This is a genomic window from Actinoplanes sp. 13, from assembly GCF_056134165.1.
In genome coordinates, this window is sequence record NZ_JBVYOQ010000025.1 from 49,787 (window position 1) to 70,256 (window position 20,470).

Consider the following 20,470-nt stretch of genomic DNA (forward strand, 5'->3'; position numbering starts at 1 on the left):
ACCACCACCGGTGGTCGCGGTGGGTGGTGCGGCGACAGCTTCGGCGCACGTCACGCGACGGCCGGTCCCGGCATGCGGGAGAAGGAACCCGGGCCGCGGACCCACCGGACCGGGATTGTCTGCCCGGCGTCACCGCCGGCGGCCCGTGGCTCAGCCAACCCTAGTCACCAGCTGCCGGGTAGGCGTATTGATCGTCGCCTCGTTGACAGTCCACGTCGTCACCGCCGTGCCTCGCCGATCCTGATCAGCTTGCCCGTGGTCGCGGTAGGGCCGCTCAGCTCCGCACCCGGCCGGCCGCGCGGGGGTCACGCGACCGGCCGGGCCCATCCGGTTGGCGGACCGGACGGTGCACGCGGATTCTCAGCGGGGAGGCCCGCTGTCCGCAGGAGGTGGCTGGTAGCCCACCGCCGTATTGGCGAGGCCGGCGTCCCCGCCGTAGTGGGCGAGCAGGCGCCGGTCCATGATGCGGCGCCACAGCGGGGGGATCAACGCGATCAGCAGCATGGTGGCGTACCCGGCCGGCAACTGCGGGGAGACGTCGAAGCTCCGCAGCGTCTGATAACGGCGCAGCGGGTTCGCGTGGTGGTCGCTGTGCCGCTGGAGCTGGAAGAGGAAGACGTTGGTGGTGAGCCGGTCGCTGTTCCAGCTGTGCCGGGGATCGACCTTCTCGTAGCGCCCGGCGGCGTTGCGCCGGCGCAGCAATCCGTAGTGCTCCAGGTAGTTGACGGCCTCCAGCACGGAGAAGCCGACCACCGCCTGCGCAATGAGGTAGGGCAGCACCCGCACGCCGAAGGCCGCGGTCAGGCCGGCGAACAGCAGCACGGTCATCCCCCAGGCATTGAGGATGTCGTTGCGCACCGTCCATGGGCTGCGCCGCCGCAGGCGATGCCGCGACGTCTCCAGGCGCCAGGCCGAGCGCAGGCTGCCCAGCACGGTCCGTGGCCAGAAGCGCCAGTACGACTCGCCGAGCCGGGAACTGGCCGGGTCCTCCGGGGTGGCGACCCGGACGTGGTGCCCCCGGTTGTGCTCGACGAAGAAGTGGCCGTACCCGGTCGGCGCCAGCGCGACCTTGGACAGCCAGCGCTCCACGCTCTCCCGCTTGTGGCCGAGCTCGTGCGCGGTGTTGATGGCGATGCCGTTGACCAGCCCGGCGGTGAGCACCAGCCCGACGGAGCCGACAATGCCGGGGCCGCGTGCCCACGCCGCGCAGGCGACCGTGAGGGCGGCGTACTGGGCGGGCAGGAACAGGTAGGTGATCCACCGGTAGTAGGGCGAGGCCTGCAGGGCGGGGACCGCCTCCTCCGGGGGATTCGCCCGGTCGTCGCCGACGGCGAGGTCGATGATCGGGATGACGCCGAGGATGACGACCGGCGTCAGCCACCACGCCCACTCCGAGCCGGTCGCGGAGCTGATGAGCAGGGCGAGGAACGGGAGGGCGGGGACCACGAGGGCCAGGGGCCACAGCGGGCGCTTGGTGTCGCGCCAACCGGATACGGCGACGTCCATGACCCCATGCTTTACATGCAATGGCCTCGTGTCAATAAGCCTGTCGATATGCTGCAAGAACACGATCGACGACACGCTCGGCGAAGGTGGTGCCGACCGCACCGGCAGACACTGCCCGCCGATGGAGGACGGGGCCGGCGAGCAGGTCCACCAGGTCTTCCCGCAGCGTCCCGACGTCCGGGTCCGGCGGCACGTGCAGAATGCCGCCGAACGCGTCCAGCACCAACGCCGGCTGACTGGCCCACCGCCGGTAGATCGTGGTCTTGGCCACCCGATCGCTCGGCGATCGCGTCGAAGTCGAGTGCCTCCGGGCCGGTGAGCGGATACACCCGGAGGCGGTGCGCCGTGGGCGCGGCGAAGACGGTGGCCGCCACGTCGCCGACGTCACGGGTGTCGACGAAGGCGGCCCGGCCGCGACCGGCGGGCAGGACGATCCGGTCGCCGGTGCGGATGCCGTCGCCGTACGCAACCTACGCAACGACGGCGTAGCGAAGTCAGTGGAGTGATGGGTGACGTGCGTCGATCGAACCGGTTAGTCTCTGGCCGCGCACCTCGCGTATCGGATCGGAGGGCACCGATGTCCGAGTCGGACAGCACCATCTCGAAGCTGGACAGCGGGGTGCCGCACTCCGCGCGTCTGTGGAACTACTGGCTGGGCGGCAAGGACAACTTCGCCGTCGATCGGGCGGTCGCCGATCAGATCCTCGAGATGGTTCCCGAGATGGTGGAGTCGGCCCGCGCCGACCGCGCCTACCTGGGCCGGGTGATTGGATACCTGGCCGGTGAAGTGGGCATCCGGCAGTTCCTCGACGTCGGCACCGGCATCCCGACCGCGAACAACACTCACGAGGTCGCACAGGCGATCGCCCCGAGCAGCCGGGTGGTCTACGTGGACAACGACCCCCTGGTGCTCGTCCACGCCCGGGCCCTGTTGACCAGCCACCCGGACGGCCGGACCGACTACCTCGACGCCGACCTGCGCCAGCCGGAAGCGATCATCGAGGGCGCCCGCCGCACCCTCGACTTCGACCAGCCGATCGCCCTGACCCTGCTGGGCATCCTGAACTTCGTTCCCGACGATGACGTGGCCGCCGATCTGGTCGCCCGGCTCGTCGACGCGCTTCCCCCGGGCAGCTACGTGGCCATGTCGCATCCCACCACGGAGATCAACGGGGAGACCATGGCCGAGGCGCTGCGGCTGTGGAACGAGGGTCCGGCGGCAAAGATGGTGCTGCGCAGCGCCGAGCAGGTCCGGCGCCTGTTCGGTGGTCTCGACCTTGTCGAGCCCGGCGTCGTCAGCTGCTCGCGCTGGCGGCCCGGCACCGGTGACGAGGACGCCCCACCGGTCCCGCACTACGGCGGTGTCGCCCGCAAAGCCTGAGGCAGGTACGGGCCGGCACCGTCACCGAGAGTCCAGCCCGGCCCAGAACCGGCACTGATGGTCCCGGTACACGTTCACCGGCCGGACCTGGTCGCTGGACAGTGACAGCGCGATTCCCGGGCGGTCCGGCGCCCAGCCGGGACCGGGCCGCCCGGTGTGCGCGAACGCCGTCCATCGAGCGATCAACTCGGCCGCGAGCCCCGGGTGGAGCTTCGCCGCCGGCACGCCGGACAGGTACGAGTCGAAGAAGTACCGGACGTCGTCGCCGTGGGAGGCGCCCAGCGGCAGGTCGCCCAGGGTGCCGCCGGAGTCCTCGGCGAACTCGTAGGCGTACACCGGTGCCCGGTGGACGATGTTGAACGGCCATTGGCTGCAGGTGCCCACCGTCCGGCCCTCGTCGGTCTGCACCGTCGCCAGAGCGAGACTCGGCGTCGCGTACCGCGCGGCCGGATAGCGGTTCAGCACCGCGGCGGCGTCCCGGCCGAACAGCTCGTGGACGATCCTCCGGTACCGGCCGGCGGTCAGCCTGGTCTCTTCGAGGTTCAGCAGCCGGGCGAGGACCCCGCGCATCTCGTGGCGGGTGCCCCCGTGCATCAGCGGCACCGGGTGCGCCACGCCGGTCCCGGCGGCATGCAGCGGCTGCCGCGGCAACACCGGCGTGCCGGCGGTGTAGAACCACGGCAGCGCGGCGGCGATGTCCCGCTGGTGGGTAATGGTGTTGGGCAGGGCGGCGATCCGCTCCGCCGGCAGCGCGCGCAGGCGGGCGGCGACGTCCGGCGCCCGGTCGCAGCCGAGCGCCGCCACCGCGCGGTCGCCACGCCGGGCGGCCTCCGCACGGGTGACCACGTCGTTGCCGCAGGAGGCGCTCTGCACGACTGCCTTGTCGAACAGCCCGCGCGCCGGCGGTGAGGCGAGGTCGGCGCACACGCCGAACCCGCCGAACGACTCGCCCCACAGAGTCACGTCGGCCGCATCGCCGCCGAAGGCCGCGATGTTGGCGCGCACCCAGCGCAGCGCGGCCTGTTGGTCGGCGAGGGCGAAATTGCCGGCGTACGGGTCGGTGAGGGCGTGGTGCAGCAGGAAGCCGAGGGCGCCCAGCCGGTAGTTGACCGTCACGACGATCACCTCTCCGGCCCGGGTGACCGGCCGGGGGTCGTAGTGGCTGCCCGCGCCCGAGTTGCCTCCGTGCAGGAAGACCATGACCGGCAGCGGGCGGGCGGCGCCCCGCGGAACGTGCACGTTGAGGTACAGGCAATCCTCGGAGCCGTCGTACCGCGGCGGCGCGCCCGGCGGGTAGGCGTACGTCTGCGGGCAGATCGACGCCGGCCGCACCGCGTCCCGGACGCCGGGCCACGGCGGATGCGGCCGCGGCGCCCGTAGCCGCAGCGCACCGACCGGCGCGGCGGCGTACGGCACGCCGTGGAAGATGCGGTGGTCCGCCGTGACGAGGCCGCGCACGGCGCCGGCAGTGGTCCGCACGACGGCGTGGACGTCACCGCCGGCCGACGCGGCAGCGGGTGCTGCGGCCGACGCCGTGGCGGGCGTGGCGGCGAGGACGGCGGTCAGCAGGCCGCTGATCCAGATTCTCATGGTGTGGCGTCCTTTGCTGAGCGAGAGTCTTCGGGTGGCGTCCTCACCGTCGCCGATCCGCCGCCCGGGCGCGTCGCCCGTATGCCGTAGCCACCGCTACGTCCGCCGGCGTACGGGCCTCCCGCTCACCGATCACTGTGGACAGACGTCACGCTGTCGAGGTGCCGACACGATCGTTTGTCATCGATGAATACCCATAGGTTGAGGGGGCGCGGCGAGCGCCGCGCGCACGTGCCGAACACGGGGAGGCTCAGTGCCCACCATCTCGTACGCCACCAGACGGACCGTCGCCGCGGTCTGTGCCGCCGGTGCCACGGTCGCGGCTCTCGCGGTCACGGCGCCGGCCGCGCAGGCCGCGCCGGCGGTGCCGAAGGCCGCCCAGGCCGTCTCCACGACGGTCCGGCTCAGCGCGGAGGCGGCGGCACTGTCGCCGGACCCGCAGACCGCGCTGGCCAAGTACTGGAGCCCGGAGCGGATCGCCCGGGCCAAGTCCGCCGACCGGGGCGTCGACCCGGCCGCCGTCCGGCAGGCGGCGCAGACGTCGATGCTGGGCCGCACCGACGTCGGCGCCCGGCAACCGGCTCCGGCCCGCGTCGACACGAAGATGCGGACGCTCGCCGGGGCCACCGGCACCTCCTGGCCGCGGCGGCACGACTGGGTGTCGCTGACCAACGGCAAGGTGCTCTACACCGACGCCGCCGGCGCCGAGTGGCACTGTTCCGGCGTGGTGGTCTCGACCGAGGCCCGCAACACGGTGTTCACCGCCGGGCACTGTGTGCACGACGGGAACGGCGGCGCCTGGCACGACCGGAACTGGACGTTCATCCCGGACTACTACTACGACGACCGGCCGCTCGGCACCTGGCAGGCGCGGCAGCTGTGGGCGCTGAACGGCTGGATCAACGACGGCAACAACAGCTACGACGTCGGCGCCGCCGTGATGTTCACCAACGGGGGTCAGCGGCTCGCTGACGTGACCGGCAGCCAGGGGATCCGGATCAACGGGCCGGGCACGCCGTCGGTGTGGCACTTCGGGTTCCCGCTGAACGCACCGTACGACGGCGAGGACCTGATCACCTGCGACGGCGCGACGTCTCGCCGTTCGATCTTCAACAGTGACCTGAAGCTGGCCTGCACGATGCAGGGTGGCGCCAGCGGCGGGGCGTGGCTGGCCGACTTCAATCAAAACTCGGGCTACACGGTGAGCGTCAACAGCTACCACGTGGGGAACGACCTCACCAAGATCTATGGGCCGTACTTCGGTGACGGGGTCCATAATCTGTACGAGGCGGTACGAAACCTCTCCTGAGGCGGAGGACGAGTGCGGCTCCTGGTGCGCATCGCCACCGCGGTCAGCGCGCTGACCGCGGTGGCCCTGGCCGCGTGCGGCGGCCCGTCGGCGGACACGCCGCCGCAGGTCCGGGTCGTGCCGGCCATGCGGGTGACGCTGGCCCGGCCGGCGGAACCGGCCGACCGGCAGCTGCACCTGCGGGTCGCCGTGTCGGCGCTGGCCGACGCCACCCGGCCGATCGACAGGGTGGACGTGACCCGCGACGCCGGGCAGCTGCAACTGCGGGTCTGGGTGCGGGAACGCGCGCCGGCGGCCGGCGAGGCGGTGCCGAACACGGCCGTCGTCCGGGATTGGACGGTCGACCTGACGGAGCCGGTGGGCGCGGCGGTCCCGGTCGACGCGTTCCAGGACCCGCCGCGCCCGATCAGCTGACCGCCCGCCGGTGAGCGGGTCGCGCTCACCGGCGGGTTCGGATTTTCTAGCCGGTCACGGTGAACGGCTGTTCGGTCCTGGCCGCCGAGTCGCTGCCGGTCACGGTCACCGCGGTGGCTCCCGGCTTCGCCGTTCCCGGGACGCTGATGGTCGCGTCCGTGAGGATGCCGTCGGCGTTGGCCCTCAGGGTGACGGCGGGCCCTGCGCCGACCGCCCCGGTGACGGTTTCGTTCGGGGCGAAGCCGGAGCCGTCGACGGTGATCGCCGTGCCGCGGGGGCCTTCGGTGACCGAGAGGGTCACCTCCGGCTGGTATGCCGGCGGTGCGGGCTGCTCGGCGGCCGGGACTGTGGTCGTCCGGGCCGCTGCCGACGCGCCGCCGCCGACCGTCACGGTGAAGGTGGCGGTACGGCTGGACAGCGTGTCCCACGCGGTGACGTGCACGGTGTAGGTGCCCGGCCGGGCGTACGTGTGCGTCCCGCTGATCTCCCCGGCCGGCGAGATCGTGGCGTCCTGCGGGACCGTGCCGTCGCCCCATTGGACGCGGGCGGCGGTGCCGGTGGTCGTACCCAGGGGGAAGGTGATCTCCTGGCCGGCGGTGGCCGTCCGGTCCGGCGCGGCCGTCAGCGTCAGCGGCGGGCGGGGCGTGCCGTCGTCGGCCACGGCGAACACGTGGATGCGGCCCGCCGCACCGGGGTCGCCGGACTGCGCCGGCAGGGTCACCGAGACGAGGGTCTTTCCTTCCGGGATGCGGTACGGGGCGGTGGCGAACAGGAACGGCACCGCGCTGTCCCGGTCGGTGCCGCGCAGCCGGTACTCGGACTTCGCGACGACGACGTTGCCGTACGACGGGGTGCCGTCGGCGTTGCCGCCGAGCGTCCAGTCGCTCATCTGGATCGGGATGTCCGCGGTGCTGCCGTCGCTGAACGTCGCGGTGCCGGTGGTGTTCTGGTTGCCCTGGGTGCCGGCGCCGATGAACGCGATGCTGGTGGCGTCGGACGGCAGGTCGAGCTCGATGGTCCGGCCGTTGCCGACGGCGTTGTCGGGCTGTCCGGGCGGGGTGGTGGGCAGCGTGAAGTGCAGCGCGGTGCCGGGCACAGCCGTCCGCTTGCCCCGGGTGACCCCGGCCGCCTCGAGTGCGGACCGGGAGTACGCCCAGTTCTTGGCGTCGCAGTTCGCCCCGAGCACACCTTCGTCGCCGATGCAGACGGTGTCGAATGCGGCGGTGAGGCCGGACTCCGGCGCGTACGACACGTCCACGCCGACCGTGGCCGAGTCCTGGCTGGTCCCGTCAACCACCGTGACGGAGGCCTGGTAGTGACCGGGCTTGGTGTAGGTGTGCGATCCGCTCACCCGGTACACCGCCCGCGAGCTCGGCGTCGTGGTGCCGGCGGTCACCGGTGAGCCGTCACCCCAGTCGATCGTGGCCTGGTATTCCGCCGCGGTGCCGCCGGTGACGGTGGCCAGCGGGAGCGACACCGTGGCACCGGAGATGGCCGGCACCGTGGTCCCGGCGGTCACCGCGACCGCACCGCCGCCCAGTTGGACGTCGCCGCCGGCGAGCAGTTCGATCTCGGCGAGGTTCGTCCGGTCGGCACCGGTCGTCTTCGTGACGACCAGGCGGAAGTGCGCGAACCGCCCCGGCTTTTCAATCTTGAACGGGCGGGTCTGGTTGCGCCACGGGAAGGCCTCGCCGCTGCGCCGGTCCACCGTGGTCCAGGTGATGCCGTCGCGGGAGCCCTGCAGCTTCCAGTCCGCCGGGTCGCCGGCGCTCGTGCCCGAGGTCAGCGTGTACCAGGTCGGCGCCTGCTTGCCGCTGCGGTACGACCAGTCGATCTGCGGCGTCCCGGTCGCGAACGTCACCTGGGTGGCCGACGAGTCGTCGAACAGGCGGGGCTCCGCCGTGGCGCCGAGACCGGGTCCGGTGGTGTCCTGCAGCGGCTTGGGGGCCGCGGTGCCCTTGGTCAGCGACTCCGGCACGTCGTTCGCGCCGGTGCCCCACGAGGACGGCTTCGGGCCCATCCGGAACTCGATGGTGCCGCCACGGGTGAGAGCGGACGAGTCGATGGAGACGCCCCGCTGCGCCTTCCCGTTGACGGTCACGCCTTGCACGTACACATTGCCGGCGCTGTTGTCCGAGGCCTTGACCACGATGTCGCCGCTGGTGCGACGCACCTTCATAGAAGTGAACTGGGGTGATCCGAGAACCCAGTCGGACGAGCCGACCTGCAGCGGATAGATGCCGAGCGAGCTGAGGATGTGCCAGGCGGACATCTCGCCGTTGTCCTCGTCGCCCAGGTATCCCTGCCCGATCTCGCTGCCCACGTAGAGGCGCCGCAGGATCTCGCGCACCAGGGCCTGCGTCTTGGCCGGTGCCCCGACGTAGTCGTACATGTAGGGGATGTGGTGTGAGGGCTGGTTGCTCATGCCCAGTTGGCCGAGCCGGACCGCCCGCGCCTCCAGCATCTCGTGGATGATGCCGCCGTAACCGCCGGGACGGTCGGCCTTCTCGGGTGTCGCGAAGAACTCGTCGAGCTTCTTCTCCAGGCCCTTGCGCCCGCCGTAGAGGTTGGCCAGGCCCTGGCCGTCCTGCTGCGCGGTGAACGCGAAGTTCCAGCCGTTGGTCTCGGTGTAGACGCCGCCCCAGTCGAGCGGGTCGTCGGCGCGGAAGGTGCCGGCGGCGTCGCGGCCCTGGAAGAACTTCGTCTTCGGGTCGAACAGGTTGACGTAGTTGCGGGCCCGCTCCAGGAAGTACTTCGAGTCCTCCTTGAGCCGGTCGCGCCGGGCCCGCGGGGTGGCCGGGTCCTTGGCCAGCGCGGCGGCCATGTTGCCGATGCCGTAGTCGTTGATGAAGCCTTCGAGGGCCCAGGACACCGACTCGCCGGTCGAGGTGGCGGTGTAGCCGAGGAACTGGGAGGTCTCGATGCCCTTGCGGCCGACGGCGCTGCGCCCGGAGGCGACGGTGGCGTTCTTGACCGCGGAGTCGTAGGCGGCGAGCGGGTCGGGCAGCTTGACCCCGGTGAGGTACGCCGCGGCGAGCGAGACGTCCGAGCTGGTGCCGGTCATCAGGTCGGCGTAACCGGGCGACGACCAGCGGGCGACCCAGCCGCCGTCGCGGTACTGCTGGACGAAGCCGTCCGCGATCCGGGCGGCGACGTCCGGGTAGAGCAGCGAGTACGCCGGCCACACCGTGCGATAGGTGTCCCAGAACCCGTTGTTGACGTAGATCTGCCCGTCCACGATCTTCGCGCCGGTCGTGGTGGGCGTCGACGTGCCGGTCGGCGCCGACACCGGGCTCGCGTACTGCCAGCGCGGCGCCGCGGCGGTGGCGGTGTTCTCCGACTGCGAGTTCGGATAGAGGTTGAGCCGGTACAGGTTCGAGTAGAGGGTGACCAGCTGCGTCTCGGTCGCCCCGCGCACCTCGACCCGGTTCAGCCGGTCCTTCCAGGCGGCGGTCGCGGCGGCCCGGATCTGCTCGAAGGTGCGGCCGGTGACCTCCAGGTCCAGGTTGTGGCGGGCCTGGTCCACCGAGATGAACGAGGTCGCGAACCGCAGCGTGACCTGCGGGCCCGTGGTGAGGTCGAAGGTGGCGGCGGTGGCCGAGGTGCCGGCCGGCGCGCGGTCGAAGGCGCCGGCGACGAACATCCGGCTGCGGCCGGCGGACAGGCCGCTGCCGTTGTCGACCCAGCCGGTGAGCGTGCCGTCCGCGCCGATCGTGAAGGTGCCGTTGTGCAGCACGAGGCTGCCCGTCTTCCCGGCCGGGAAGTCGAACTGCATGATCGCGCCGTGGTCGGTGGGCGTCATCTGCGCGGCCAGGCCGTTCTGGAACTTCACCCGGTACAGGTCGGGACGCGCGATCTCGTCGTCGTGCCGGAAGGCGAGGGCGCGATCACGCGGTTGCCCGGTCAGGGACCCACCTTCGGGTACGGGCATGACCGACATCTGGTTCCGGTCGCCCATCCAGGGGCTGGGCTGGTGCGAGACCGCCAGTCCCTGCAGCATCGGCAGGTTGGCGGCGTTGTTCGCGCGCTGGTACTCGTACTCCCAGGAGTTCGAGGTGGCGTTGGTGACCGGCGTGAGGAAGTTGAAGCCGTTCGGCAGCGACGTGATCGGCAGGTTGTTGCCGCGGGAGAACGCGCCGGACGAGTTGGTGCCGCGGCGCGTGTCGACGTAGTTCGTGAGGCTGGAGCCGTCGATCGCGGCCGGGGTGCGGGTGACCGTGACGTCGTCGATCCAGCCCTGGAACCGGGTGCCGGCGGCGGCGCCGGGGTTGTCGTACGCGAGCAGGATCCGGTCGATCGTCTTGCCGTCGGCCACCTTGCCGATGTCCGACTGCACCGCGTTCCACTCGTCGGCGAACAGCGCCTTCGCCGCGCCCTGGCCGGCCGCGGTGAGCGCGTTGCCGTGCTGGTCGAGCGGGGACCGGCGGCTGAGGTACGTGCCGTCGGTGAAGCGCAGGTCGACGGCGACGTACGTGGACGGGTACCGCAGGTCCTGCCCGGTCAGCTCCGGGAACACCTTGTAGGACAACCGGGACCGCGGCCCGACCGGGATGTTCACGTCGAAGAGCCGGTTGGTCGCGTACGAGCGCCCGGCGGTCTCGGCGGCTCCGGCGTACCGCACCGACGCGACGCCGCTGAACCCTGCGCCGGGCAGCATGTTGGCGCCGCGTGCCGGGCCGGACCCGACCACACTGACCATCGGGGTGGCCGGCGGCCGGACGTCCGAGCCGTCGCTGATGTCGAAGTCGGCGAGCTGCACGAGCGAGTCACCGGAGTTGGCGGTGACGGCCAGCCGGTAGTGGGCGTACGGCGTCGTGTTGGTGAAGCTGTAGGTGTTGGTGGCGAAGCGCCCGCCGAAGCTCTGGCCGGTCCGGCGGTCCAGGTCGGTCCAGGTCGTGCCGTCGGCGGAGCCCTGCAGGGTGAAGTCCTTCGGGTCCCGGCCGGGCGCGTCGTCGGCCGAGGTCAGGGAGTACTTCACCGCGGTCGCCGGGGTGGCCAGCCGGTAGGCGACCCAGCCGGTCGGGGCGAACGCCAGCCACTTGGTCGACGGGTCGCCGTCCGTGAGCCTGGCCGCGACCTCGTTGGGCGGGTTCTCGGCGCTCGCGGTCACCGCGTCGACCCGGTCGGCCAGGCTGCCGGGCAGTCCGGTGCGGATCGATCCGGTCAGGTTGCCCTGCACCGGCCGGCCCTGGGCGTCGAGCTCGGCGGTGCTGGCGGCGGGTTGCTGGTCGCCGGACTCGAACGACGAGCCGAAGTCACCGGGCGCGGGCGCGGCGTTCGCCGGGGCGGGGACAGCGAGCGGACCGAGCGGCAGGAGCAGCGCTCCGGCGACGGCGATCCACGGTCGGGACTGGAGGGACGCGGCGAGACGGCCGACGGTCAACTTCAATGCGGACTCCATCCGAAGCCGGCGCACAGTGGACGCCAGGAGCTGAGATCGCTTCACCATCGACCCGGATGACAACGATGTCAACAGCGGCCCGGAAATCCATTGGAAATAAAGTTGCCCGCCCCGCGCACGCCGGCGGCCGGCCCCCGCGAGGGCCGGCCGCCGGTGTCGTCACGGCCTGCGGACGACGCTCTGGCCGGGATCGACGACCACTGTCGCGACGATCTCGCCCTGGTGCCGGAACGTCACGGTGACCTGCTCGGCCGTCGGGTTGACGGCGAGCAGCCGGGGCTGCCCGGCGGCGCCGAACGCCAGCCCGTACGGGCCGTCGGCGACCACCGCCGGCTGCGGCGGGCCGTAGGTGGCCAGCATCTCCACCCAGTACCGCACCATGGCGCGGCTGGTGCTCTCCTCCCGGGGCAGGCCCGGGCCGAGCCGGCGCCGGGCAGCGGCCGGGTCGGCGAGCGCCAGGTCGGCGGCGAACAGGTCGCCCCAGACCCGGGGCGGTCCGCCCGCCTCCTTCACGAGCTGTGCCGAGCGGGCGGCGGCCTGTCCGGCGTCACCGCGGTACAGCGAGCCGAACGTGAGGGGCAGCAGCTGGATGCCGACGATCGACTCCGGCTTCGCGTCGAACCACGTCGCGTAGTCGACCTTGGCGTCCCAGACGATCCCGGCCACCGTGTGCTGATAGCCGGCCGGCCGCGGCAGGCCCTCCCCCAGCCAGTACATCCGCGCGGTCGCCGCCTCCACGGCGTAGTGGGTGGCCCCGTACGCCGTCAGATCGGCGTTGCCGGTGACCACGCCCCACCGGGTGACCGCCTCCCACGCCGCCACCGCCTCGCTCGACGACTCCTGGTTGTTGCCGTCGGCGAACGGCGCGAACCCGGACGCCGCCGAGTGCCCGAGGTACGCGTTGAACGCGCGGAACGGCGGGAAGCCGTCCGGGCCGTTGCCGGACAGGGTGCCGCTGTAGTCGCGGACCACCAGGCCGACAGCGGCGCCGTAGTCCTCGACGAAGCCCGGGTCCTCGGCGGCCAGCACGGCTGCGGCGCGCACCAGATAGCCGTACTGGAAGTGGTGGTCGTTGTAGTCGTTGCTGCCGAACTCGGCGGGTACGGCGATCAGCCCGCCCCAGGTCCGGTCGTAGGCGAAGTACCGGGTGTCGCCGGCGCCGTCGTACGTCAGCCAGTCGGCCAGCCCGGCACGCAGCCGGCGCAGCGCGGCATCCTGTTCGGACCGCGCGCCGATGCCCTTGGCCACCTCCGCGAGCGTGGCCAGCCGGCCCAGCTCCTTGAGCCCGAAATAGCTGCCGCCGTCGGCGGTCTTCGCCTTCTCGGCGAGATCCCGCCGCAGATCGGCGAGGACCGCGGTCCGCGCCGGATCGGCCAGCGGCACCGCCGGCACCTCGGTGATCAGGCCGGGCATCGGCACCCGGACACCGACCGCGGCGCCACGGACCAGCGAGAGCGGACCGATCGCGTCCGAGTACGTCCCGGCCAGCGGCTGCGGGCCGCCGTCGCGGACGAGCCCCTTCTGCTGGTGCGGCAGCAGCGCCCACACGCCGGGGCGGCTGGACCGCCGCTCGGCGCGCAGGGTCTGCGTCACGGTCCCGGCAGCCCGGTCGTAGGCCATGTGCGACGTCGTCCGGATCACCGGGTCGCCGGCGGCGCCGGCCAGCGCCCCGGTCCACTCGGCGTCGTTCACCCCCTCGGGCACCCGGGCCACCACGATGGCGGTACGACCTGAGCCGTCCACGGTGAGCCGGTCGCCGTCCTGGCGCCAGGCCGCCCCATCCTGGGCCTGCACGTCCCAGCGCTGCCCGGCGACGGTGAGCCGGGCCAGCGGACCGCTGCCCGTGCGCCGCAGCGGACCGGTCGCGGTGAGCGCCGGCGTCGCGTCCCGGAACTCGAGGTACAGCAGCGGACTGCCCTGCACCACAGTGATCTCCACGGTGCCGCCGTCGCGGAGTTCGGCGCGCATCACGACGTGGAAGGCGCCGTACCCGACGACCTCCGGCACGCCCATCGGCCCGGCCGCGACGAGGGCCGGCTCGAACGGTGTCACCACCGCCTTCGCCGAGGCGGTCGCGGTGGCCGAGCTGACGGCGAGCCCCGCACCGGTCCGCTTGATCGCCAGCGGCCGGGCCCAGATCGGCTGGTCACCGGTACCGGTCAGCGCGGAGGTCCACCACTGGTTGGTCGGCAGGGCCTGCCCGGCGAGCGACTTCCCGGCCCGCGCCGGGCGCTGCTGTGGGCTCGCGGTCGCCGGCAGGCTGTCGGCGAGGGCCGCTTTGCCCTCCGTGGCCGGGGGTTCCACCGTTGTGGTGGCGGCGTCCTCACTGAGCACACCGGCCGCCGGCTCACCCGCGGGTCTGCCGGGCTCCTCCCCCGGCGTGCAGCTCGCGGTGAGCAGGACAGTGGTCACCAGACATGCGGCGGTCGTCATCCGCCGAAGGCCGCGCCTCATCCGGCGCTGTTGACGGCGGGGGTCCGGCCGACGGCGGTTTCGGTGTCCACCTGGACGGCGTACCGCAGGCCCGGCACCAGGGCACTCACCGCGTCCACGTCGCCGGTGCCCGGGACCAGCACGACGGTGAGCCGCTCATGGGCCGTCTTCTGCTCCTCGGTGAGCGGCGCGTCCAGCATCGGGTCGGCGCCGACCCGCGGCTTCACGTGGTCGAGCGTGGCCGACACCGGCCGGCTCAGACCCGGGCCGGTGATCCGGGCGGTCATGCCGAGCCGCAGATCGCGCAGCTGCTCCTCGGACGCGCGCGCCTCGAAGCTCAGTGCGGTGTGGTCGTACATGGTGACGACGGGTTCGCCGGCGCTGAGCACACCGCCGACGGCGATGTCGATCCGCGACACGGTGCCCGACTGCGGCGCCCGCAACGTCTCGGTGCGCGGGCTGCGGGCGGTGCGGGCCGGGTTCTCGGCGAGCCGCACCCGCGCGAGCTCCTGGCCCGCGGCGACGCGGGCCTGCTCGGCCACCAGGACCTCGGTGACCACGCCGGCTCCGGTGGAGCCGACCGGCAGGGCGTCCGCGGTCAGTACGGCCTCCTCCAGGGAGACGTACGCGGCGGCGGCGAGCCGGTCCTTCAGCACGTAGGTGCCGCCGGCGGCCGCGCCGGCCAGCAGCACGACGGTGATCAGAAAGGTTCGTACCGCGGGCATCCGGGATCGGGTGACACGCCGGTCGACGGCGGGTTCCACCTCCGGCTGAACGTTTTCCTGGGCTTCGATCACACGGGTCAGAGTCATAGCGATATCCCTTGAACTCCTGAAGCGATGGGAACGGCGGCCGTCAGCGCGCGGCGACCGGTTCGGGCGCGCGGCGGGCGACGGGGGCCGGCTGCGTGGGCAACGGCTCCTCCGGGGTGCGCCGGACGGATTCGGCGATGATCCGGCCCAGGATGAGCACGATCATGGTGGCCCAGGCGACCGACAGCCAGGTCGGCGCCGGATCGGCCATCACCGCGAGACCGACGACGATGCCGGTCACGTTGAGCAGGGCCAGCGCCAGCTGCGGCAGGACGACCCCCAGGGACCGGTTGCCGGCCCCCGCCTGGTTCGTCGCGCTCCACCGGGCCGGCTTGTTGCGCAGCGTCGCCCAGAACGCCCGGGCGTGCACCGGCGCGGCGCCGATGCTGGCCACGATCGCCGACATCCGGAATCCACCGGACTGCAGCCACGTGACGACCAGCACCATCACCTGGAACGGCAGGTAGTGCGCCGCCCAGGTCAGCCCGTCGGCCCGGATCGGGCTCAGCGCGAACAGCAGATAGAGGGCGGGGAACAGCATGAAGATCAACATCGCCAGCGACAGCACGTAGTGGGTGCCGACGAACAGGTACTGCAGCCGCTGGTCGAGGGTCAGACCGCTGCCTCGGCGGAACAGCCGGCCACGCAGCACCACCTCGAAGCCGCCGCTCGCCCAGCGCAGCTGCTGCTTGAAGAACGACGTGACGTCCGTCGGCGCCAGCCCCCGGGCCAGCACCTGCGGCACGTAGATCGATTTCCAGCCCCGCCGGTGCAGCTCCAGCGACGTCCAGATGTCCTCGGAGTTGCTGCCGGTGGCGATCCCGCCGATCTCGTCCAGCGCCGCGCGGCGGAACATCACGTTCGTGCCGACGCAGAACGCGGCGTTGAAGTGGTTCTTGCCCGGGCACACCAGCTCGTAGAAGATGCGCTGCGCCTCCGACGAGCCGGTGGAGACCAGGTTCGTCTGGTTGGCGTACGCCTGCGGCGACTGCACGAACGCCACGTCCGGGTCGTCGAAGTGCGGCAGCACCTGGAGCAGGAAGTTCGGCTCCGGCACGTGGTCGGCGTCGAAGATGACCACGTACTCGCCGGTGGTCTGTGCGAGAGCCGCGTTGACGTTGCCGGCCTTGGCGTGCAGGCCGCCGGCCCGGCGCAGATAGCCGACGCCCTCGTCGGCGCAGATCTGCCGCAGGACGTCGCTGTCGCCGTCGTCGAGCACCCACGTCTCGTGCTCCAGCGTCATGTCCCGGGCTGCTCGCAACGTCGTGCGGACCAGCTCCGGAGCCTCGCCGTAGGCGGTGATGAAGACGTCGATGGCCGGCACCACGGCGCCGGCACGAAGCTGGTTGCGCCACACCGTGACGTTGACCGGCTCACCGCGGTCGTCGTGGGCGAGGATGGTCCACCACGTCCCGATGGCGTGGACGGCGATCAGACCCTCGGCGAGCAGCATCGCGGCCCACAGCCACGTCGGGCCGCGGTACTGCGGGTCCAGCAGGAAGACCTGGTAGAACACCGTGGCGACCAGCGCCCCGATGATGGCGACCCGGGTGGATCGCTGCAACGGCCGCCAGGCCTGGCGCGGGGACGGGCCCTTCGTGCGGGCTTGCGGACTGGTGGTGGGCATGTGCACTCCCGGAGGTTCCACGAGATCGGCGGTTTTCCGTACGCCCGACAGGGGCGTTCCCTCAAGCACGGGAATTGACGATCATGTCGCCGCCGCATTGAGATCCTTCATTGTGCCGGCCTTCATTGCCCGACCCGGGGAACCGTAAGGGCGGAGCGCGCCACCCGGCAAATTCGGTGACTGCCGACACAGGCTTCCCGGAAACGCCGGCGACCCGCCCGGTAAACACAATCTTCATCAATGCGCCGTTCGGCCGGCACCCGCCACCACGGATATAGCAGCTCAGCGCCGTCAATGCCGGATGAATGTGACCGCCACCCCACCGACCACCCCTCAGCAACGGCACACGCCCGTGAGCTGCCCCGACAGCCATTTCTTCACGATCTGAAATCAATCGCCCTTCGGCGATCAATTGTCTTGGACCCCACCTATTGCGTACGGTGACACACGCACCCTGACTCCGAAAGAGGATCATCACGCCGATGCCGATGACCAACCTGTTTCATAAAAGTGACGCCGCGCACGGTTTATCGGCGCACATTTTCACGGGCACCGGGAAACGATCGGAATGCCCGGCGTCATGACCGATGGCGAACACCTGCGAATTCGCGCCGGAGCGGGACGGGAACGCCCCACCCTGGAGACGGTCGCCGCCCTGGCCGGGGTCTCCCGGGCGACGGTCTCCCGGGTGGTCAACAACTCCACGACGGTGGCACCCGACATCCGGGACGCGGTGCTGACCGCCGTGCGCACCCTCGGGTACGTGCCCAACCGCGCCGCCCGCGGGCTGATGACCCATCGCATGGACACGTACGCGCTCGTGCTCGCCGAGTCAGCCGACCGGATCTTCTCCGAGGACCCGTTCTTCTCCACCCTCGTGCACGGGGCCGCGCAGGAGCTCGCGGCGTCCGGCAAAGAACTCATGCTGCACCTGGCCAGCTCCCGCAGCAGCCAGGACCGGGTCCGCGACGCCGCCCTGAGCGGCCACGTCGACGGCGTCATGGTGGTGTCCATGAACGGCGCCGAGGACCTGGCCCGGACGCTGGCCGAACTCGGCGTCCCGGTCGTGGTCAACGGCCGGCCGCTGAACCCGTCACCGGTCCCCTACGTCGACGTCGCCAACGCCGACGCCGCCCGGCTCGCGGTCCGCCGCCTGGTGGACTCCGGCCGCCGCCGGATCGCCACCATCGCCGGGCCGCAGACCGTCCCGGGCGCCATCGACCGGCTCGACGGATATCGCGCCGAGATGCGGGACTCCCGCCGCCGGCCGGTCGTCGCGGTCGGCGACTTCACCTACGAGTCCGCCGGAACGGCGATGCGGCAGCTGCTCACCGACCACCCCGGGCTCGACGCCGTCTTCGTCGCCTCCGACCTGATGGCGCACGCGGCGCTGCGGACCCTGCGGCTCTCCGGGCGGCGGGTCCCCGACGACGTCGCGGTGATCGGCTTCGACGACACCGAACCGGCCCGGTACGCGGAGCCGCCGCTGACCACGGTGCGCCTGCCCATCCACGACATCGGCCGCACGATGGCCCGGCAGGTGGTGCGCCTGGCCGGCGGGGAGCCGGTGGAACGGTCCGTCCTGCTGGGCACGGAGTTCGTCGTACGCGAATCGGGCTAGGGTCCGGCCGTAGGTTTTCCTCCAAGGAGCGCTGATCATGAGAGCTGCACAGATCGCTCAGCACGCCGCGGACCTGCCGCGCGCGACCGCCTTCTACACCGGCCTGTTCAAGGCGGCGCCGGTCGCCACGTTCGACCCGCCCGGGCTGGTCTTCTTCGACCTCGACGGACAACGCCTGCTGCTCGACCGCGGAGCTCCCCCGGCGCTGCACTACTACCTCGTCGACGACGTCGCGGCGACGATCGAACGGCTGCGCGCGGCCGGCACACCCGTCGAGAGCGAACCCCACGTGATCTTCACGCACCGCGACGACCTGCTCGGCCCGGCCGGGACCGAGGAGGTGCAGGCGTTCGTGCGCGACACCGAGGGCAACCTGGTCGGCCTCATCGAACACCGCGCGTGCCAACCGCCTGTCGGCACCGCGACTGAGACATGAGCGGATCTCCACCGAGGACGACGATGGCGGTGCCGGCGACCCGGACGCGGCCGCCGGCCGAGGAGATGATCGAGATGGCGTTGCAGCCATGGCCGGAGATCAGCGAGGGCGCGAAAGCGCACCCGGTGCCGAGCCTGCAGTACCACCTGCGGGCCCGCGGCCACACCGTCGTCGTCGACGGCGACTTCGGCCCGAAGACGACGGCCGCGGTGCGGGCGTACCAGAAGGAGAAGAAGCTGACCGTCGACGGCATCGTGGGCCGGCGGACCTGGGAGGCCCTGGTGGTCACCGCCCGCCGCGGCGATCAGGGTGACGCGGTGCGATCGGTCCAGGAGGAGTTCCAGTTCCGCAACGAGTCCGGGGACCCGGGCAACGCGCCCGCCGTGGACGGCATTTTCGGCGCCCACACGGAGTCGGCGGTCCGGAACTGGCAGCAGTTCCTGCACGACCATGACGAGCCGGCCATGACGGTCGACGGCATCGTGGGGCGGATGACCTGGCAGTCGCTGATCAGCGGGATGTACTCGGGCTGAGCCCCGCCGGACCGCCGCGCTGCGTGCCGGCTCCGGCGGCGCGGCGGAACCGGATCCACCCCCATACATTGATGGATGTGGAATCCTCCGGTACGCCCTTCGCCGCCGCGGTACGGATGGGCTTCGTGATCGACATAGCCGGTTACGGCCGCCGGTCCACCCAGCAGAAGGTCGACCTCCAGCGCCGGCTGTCCGAGTTCGTCGGTGAAGTCCTTCAGGAGATCGGGTTCCGGCTCGGTGACACCCACCACCACGGCACCGGCGACGGCATGGTGGTCTTCCTGCCCAGCGAAGTCGAGGTGCACCGGGCACTGGCGCGGCTGCTGCGCTCGGCCGCCGAGACGCTGGCCGAGGACAACCGGCGGTACCGGGATCGGATGCGGCTGCGGATGGCCGTGGTGATCGGTCCGCTCGGGCCGGCCGCCGTCGGGTTCTCCGGTGACGCCATCGTCGAGGCCGCCCGCATGGTCGACTGTGAGGAGCTGCGGACCGCCCTCACCGACCGGCCCGATGCGGACCTGGCCGTGCTGATCTCCGACCAGGTGCACGGCTACGCCGTCGGCAAGCACCACGCCGGCCTGAGCGCCGGCGAATTCGAGCCGGTCACCGTCAGGGTCAAGGAGTTCGACGGGCGCGGCTGGCTCTGGACCGGTCCGGCCGCCACCGGACCGCGGCACGGCCGGGCACCGGAAACGTTCGTGCTGGCTGCGCCGTTGTCGAGCAAGTGTGAGATCGGCACCCGATCGGGTGGCATCGAGCGGGTCAGGGACATCGACATCTGGGTCAACAGCGAGAACACCGACATGATGATGGCGCGCTTCAACGAGTTCGCGATCTCCAGCATCATCCGGTACCACGGCGCCGTCCGGGACGCGGCAGGTCATGTCGTCGACGACGTGATCGCGGACGAGCTGGCCCGGGTGGTCGGGGGCCACCAGCCGGTCGCTCCGGGGACGGCCTTCGTGACCAGGTCCGGTGCGCTGGCCGAGAGCAACGGAGTCCGTTGGATCATTCATGTCGCCGCCGTCCACGGCGAGCCGGGCGCCGGATTCCGTCAGGTCCAGCAGCTCGGCACCGGCGTCTCCAACGCGCTGCGGCAGGCTGAGCACCTCGCTGCCGGGGACGCCTCCGTCCGTACGATCCTGTTTCCGATGCTGGGCACCGGCGTCGCCGGTGCCTCCGTGCCGCGGACCGCGGGCGAACTGGTCGGCGCCGCTGTGGACCACCTGGTCGCTGCGCCGGACACGCCACTGCGCGGTATCTATTTCCTGGGTTACACCGATGCGGAACGGGTCGCACTCGCGGACGCGCTCCGCAGCCACCCCGCCCTGTCCGCCACCGGACCGCCGATCGACGATCCCCGGCAAGACAGCAGTGGCTTCCGACGCGGCTGAGCGCAGCCCGCGT

General features: G+C 71.8%; 15 protein-coding genes. 8 read left to right on the forward strand and 7 right to left on the reverse strand.

All coding sequences use genetic code 11. The features are described 5' to 3' along the window. Positions 1-360: 360 nt before the first annotated feature. Both AC0NH5_RS33565 and AC0NH5_RS33570 read right to left on the reverse strand, forming a co-directional pair. A complete protein-coding gene (locus tag AC0NH5_RS33565; protein ID WP_474410969.1) occupies positions 361-1,506 on the reverse strand; it encodes an alkane 1-monooxygenase in 1,146 nt (381 codons plus the stop codon). 31 nt (positions 1,507-1,537) lie between these two features. After that, positions 1,538-1,777: a TetR family transcriptional regulator C-terminal domain-containing protein gene (locus tag AC0NH5_RS33570; RefSeq protein WP_474410970.1), complete on the reverse strand. Its 240-nt coding sequence runs from the start codon at positions 1,775-1,777 to the stop codon at positions 1,538-1,540. Here AC0NH5_RS33570 and AC0NH5_RS33575 point away from each other — a divergent pair. Together AC0NH5_RS33575 and AC0NH5_RS33580 are read left to right on the forward strand one after the other, a co-directional pair. Next, the gene (locus tag AC0NH5_RS33575; protein WP_474410971.1) at positions 1,770-2,012 is read left to right on the forward strand and encodes a hypothetical protein; all 243 of its coding nucleotides are present in this window, start codon (positions 1,770-1,772) and stop codon (positions 2,010-2,012) included. The genes AC0NH5_RS33570 and AC0NH5_RS33575 overlap by 8 nt on opposite strands. 71 nt (positions 2,013-2,083) lie before the next feature. Continuing rightward, the gene (locus AC0NH5_RS33580; protein WP_474410972.1) at positions 2,084-2,887 is read left to right on the forward strand and encodes an SAM-dependent methyltransferase; all 804 of its coding nucleotides are present in this window, start codon (positions 2,084-2,086) and stop codon (positions 2,885-2,887) included. A 21-nt stretch (positions 2,888-2,908) separates the two neighbouring features. Here AC0NH5_RS33580 and AC0NH5_RS33585 read toward each other — a convergent pair whose 3' ends face one another. After that, positions 2,909-4,477, reverse strand: coding sequence for a carboxylesterase/lipase family protein (locus AC0NH5_RS33585; RefSeq protein ID WP_474410973.1), 1,569 nt, complete (start codon positions 4,475-4,477; stop codon positions 2,909-2,911). A 253-nt stretch (positions 4,478-4,730) separates the two neighbouring features. Between AC0NH5_RS33585 and AC0NH5_RS33590 the strand changes: the two genes are divergently transcribed. Then, the gene (locus tag AC0NH5_RS33590) at positions 4,731-5,786 is read left to right on the forward strand and encodes a trypsin-like serine peptidase (RefSeq protein WP_474410974.1); all 1,056 of its coding nucleotides are present in this window, start codon (positions 4,731-4,733) and stop codon (positions 5,784-5,786) included. 12 nt (positions 5,787-5,798) lie between these two features. Next, positions 5,799-6,200 carry a hypothetical protein gene (locus tag AC0NH5_RS33595; RefSeq protein ID WP_474410975.1) on the forward strand — a complete coding sequence of 134 codons (402 nt, stop codon included), beginning with the start codon at positions 5,799-5,801 and terminating at the stop codon, positions 6,198-6,200. A gap of 46 nt (positions 6,201-6,246) precedes the next feature. On the opposite strand, the gene AC0NH5_RS33600 is transcribed toward AC0NH5_RS33595, so the two are convergent. The 4 genes from AC0NH5_RS33600 to AC0NH5_RS33615 all read right to left on the reverse strand — a co-directional run bounded on the left by AC0NH5_RS33600 (position 6,247) and on the right by AC0NH5_RS33615 (position 16,473). Further along, on the reverse strand, positions 6,247-11,589 hold the full coding sequence (locus AC0NH5_RS33600) for a GH92 family glycosyl hydrolase (RefSeq protein ID WP_474410976.1): 5,343 nt from the start codon (positions 11,587-11,589) through the stop codon (positions 6,247-6,249). 171 nt (positions 11,590-11,760) lie between these two features. After that, positions 11,761-14,034, reverse strand: a complete 2,274-nt coding sequence (locus AC0NH5_RS33605; RefSeq protein ID WP_474410977.1) for a glycosyl hydrolase — start codon at positions 14,032-14,034, stop codon at positions 11,761-11,763. A gap of 17 nt (positions 14,035-14,051) precedes the next feature. Then, complete coding sequence (locus AC0NH5_RS33610) at positions 14,052-14,846, reverse strand: HlyD family secretion protein (protein WP_474410978.1); 795 nt, start codon at positions 14,844-14,846, stop codon at positions 14,052-14,054. A 43-nt stretch (positions 14,847-14,889) separates the two neighbouring features. Then, positions 14,890-16,473, reverse strand: coding sequence for a glycosyltransferase family 2 protein (locus tag AC0NH5_RS33615; protein ID WP_474410979.1), 1,584 nt, complete (start codon positions 16,471-16,473; stop codon positions 14,890-14,892). Positions 16,474-17,053: 580 nt separating this feature from the next. On the opposite strand from AC0NH5_RS33615, the gene AC0NH5_RS33620 reads away from it, so the two are divergent. The 4 genes from AC0NH5_RS33620 (at position 17,054) to AC0NH5_RS33635 (ending at position 20,457) form a co-directional block, all read left to right on the forward strand. Next, entirely contained in the window at positions 17,054-18,094 is a 1,041-nt protein-coding gene (locus AC0NH5_RS33620; RefSeq protein WP_474410980.1) for a LacI family DNA-binding transcriptional regulator, read from the forward strand. Between the two features lie 37 nt (positions 18,095-18,131). Further along, positions 18,132-18,530: a VOC family protein gene (locus AC0NH5_RS33625; protein WP_474410981.1), complete on the forward strand. Its 399-nt coding sequence runs from the start codon at positions 18,132-18,134 to the stop codon at positions 18,528-18,530. Between the two features lie 23 nt (positions 18,531-18,553). Then, positions 18,554-19,063: a peptidoglycan-binding domain-containing protein gene (locus AC0NH5_RS33630; protein ID WP_474410982.1), complete on the forward strand. Its 510-nt coding sequence runs from the start codon at positions 18,554-18,556 to the stop codon at positions 19,061-19,063. A gap of 77 nt (positions 19,064-19,140) precedes the next feature. After that, positions 19,141-20,457, forward strand: a complete 1,317-nt coding sequence (locus AC0NH5_RS33635) for a macro domain-containing protein (RefSeq protein ID WP_474410983.1) — start codon at positions 19,141-19,143, stop codon at positions 20,455-20,457. Positions 20,458-20,470: the final 13 nt, after the last annotated feature.